This window comes from Bathymodiolus heckerae thiotrophic gill symbiont, from assembly GCF_900128515.1.
GTDB lineage: Bacteria > Pseudomonadota > Gammaproteobacteria > PS1 > Pseudothioglobaceae > Thioglobus_A.
Genome location: NZ_FQTP01000156.1, coordinates 1 through 2,262, shown reverse-complemented (window position 1 = coordinate 2,262; position 2,262 = coordinate 1). Strand labels below are relative to the sequence as shown.

The 2,262-nt window shown below is 36.4% G+C and carries 2 protein-coding genes; both read right to left on the bottom strand.

The features are described 5' to 3' along the window. Positions 1-923, bottom strand: a 923-nt coding sequence (locus tag BTHERMOSOX_RS11955) for an amino acid ABC transporter permease (protein ID WP_138121100.1), incomplete at its 3' end; no start/stop codon positions are given. Positions 924-987: 64 nt separating this feature from the next. Further along, positions 988-2,010, bottom strand: a complete 1,023-nt coding sequence (locus tag BTHERMOSOX_RS10540; RefSeq protein ID WP_138121099.1) for an amino acid ABC transporter substrate-binding protein — start codon at positions 2,008-2,010, stop codon at positions 988-990. Positions 2,011-2,262: the final 252 nt, after the last annotated feature.

Genomic DNA, 2,262 nt, shown 5'->3' with positions numbered 1-2,262 from the left:
GCTTGTGGCAATACTACCTGTCTTAGTGCTTGTGTCTGTGTTAAACCCATTGCTGCTGCTGCTTCTTTCTGCCCTTTATCTACAGACTCAATGCCAGAGCGAATAGCTTCAGCAATATAAGTAGCGGCATAAATACTCAAAGCAAAGGCTAAAGCAAAAAACTCAATAGATAAGTCTGTACCGCCTCTAAAGTTAAAACCCTTTAGTGCTGGATATTCTAATTGCGCACCAGAAACTAAATAGACTACAATCGGCAGCAGCACAACCAGACCTAAAAAATGTGGAATGGTATTAGTAACCACGCCTGTTTCATCATGCTTCTTATTACTATGTTTTTTAATAAAAATATAGCCAACAATACCAGCAACAAGACTTGCAAGTACAAAATAGAACTCACCCTCCATAATAGGCTTAGGCAAGTACAAGCCTCTTGAATTTAGGAAAATACTATCAAAGAAATTGATACTATTTTTAGGGGATGGAAAGGCACTAAGTGCTATTGAATACCAGAATAGAATTTGAAGCAATATTGGTATATTTCTAAAAATCTCAATATACACGGTGGCCATCTTTCTAATCAAATAATTGCTGGATAAGCGTGAAATACCAACAATAAGACCTAGAACTGTTGCAAAAAATATACCGGTTATTGCAACAATTAAAGTATTAACAATACCAACATAAAACGCTTGAAGATTGGTTGATGCTGGTGAATATTCCAAAAAGAAATTATCATTAACCGCAAAACCAGCTTCATCATTTAAAAAACCAAAACCACTTCTAATGCCTCTTTGCTCGATATTAAGCATCATGTTATCAAACGCTTGATAAGCAAAATAAGCAATAACAACAACAGCTAACACCTGAAATAAGATTGCTCGAACTTCGTTGTTATATAGTAGTGATTTTAGTTTTGTAAACACAAAAAACCTCAATAATAAAACGGCCAACTTTGTTGAGTTAGCCGTTTTATATTTAGTTTAGACTCTATCTAAACGCTGGAGCGTACAAGATACCGCCCTTAATCCACAACTGGTTTATACCACGTGGAAGCTGAATTGGCGTAGACATGCCGATGTTTCTTTCAAAACTTTCGCCATAGTTACCTACTTGTGCAATAATATTGCGTGACCAATCTTTGCTAAGACCTAAGCTTTCATTAAGCTTGCCAGATTTTCCTTGTAATCTCTGGATACCAGGACTAGTAGAAACATCATCGATAGTAGCTGAAGTAACACCCAACTCTTCTGCTTCAATCATTGCGTTAAGTGACCATCTAACGATATTAAGCCAAGTGTTATCATCCTTACGAACAACCGGACCTAAAGGCTCTTTAGAGATAACGTCACCTAAAACTACAGCAGATGAAGGATCTTTAAGTGTTGATCTAAGGCCAGCAAGCTGAGATACGTCTGAAGTTAATGCATCACAACGACCCGCTTCAAAACCAGATTTGGTTTGCGCAGAAGTATTATAAGTAACCGCTTTAAATTTCATTTTATTTGAACGGAAGTAATCAGCTAAATTAAGCTCAGTTGTTGTTCCTGCTTGAATACAAAATGAAGCGCCATCTAGCTCTTTCACACTGTTAATGCCTAATGCTTTCTTAACCATGAAGCCTTGACCGTCATAGTAGTTTACGCCAGCAAATGTAAGGCCTAATGAAGTATCACGAGTGTGAGTCCAAGTAGTGTTACGTGAAAGCATGTCGATTTCACCAGATGATAATGCAACAAAACGCTCTTTAGCCGTTAATGGTACAAACTTCACTTTTTTAGCATCACCTAATGTAGCGGCAGCAACTGCACGACAAACATCAACATCAATACCAGTCCAATTGCCACTTGAGTCAGGACTAGAAAAACCAGGTGTACCTGTAGATACGCCACATGTTAAGCTACCTTTAGCCTGTACATCTTTTAAAGTGTCACTATGGAATAACCCTGCTTGAACGCTAAAACTACCGATCGTTAATAACGATACAGCAGACAATTTTAATAATTGATTCATAAAACTTCTCCTCATTGAGATTAATAAAAAATACAATATCTAATTAAATACTGCAGAGGGAAAGTTTAGCAAAAAACCACCATGAACAGATGGTTTTTAAAAAAAAATTAAGGGTCATGACAACCCAAGCATATTTAAAATCATGTTAAAGTACCGTTATGAAAGTAAAAAAACAAGTATGTAAATCGTTCCCGTATTTCAGAGAAGAAATTTAGAGAAATAATTAAGTATTTTTCTCTTGATTTGAACGCA

What these genes read in the sequence shown, in the direction of transcription:
- BTHERMOSOX_RS10540 (WP_138121099.1), bottom strand. Translation starts at nt 2,010, where the DNA reads ATGAATCAATTATTAAAATTGTCTGCTGTATCGTTATTAACGATCGGT.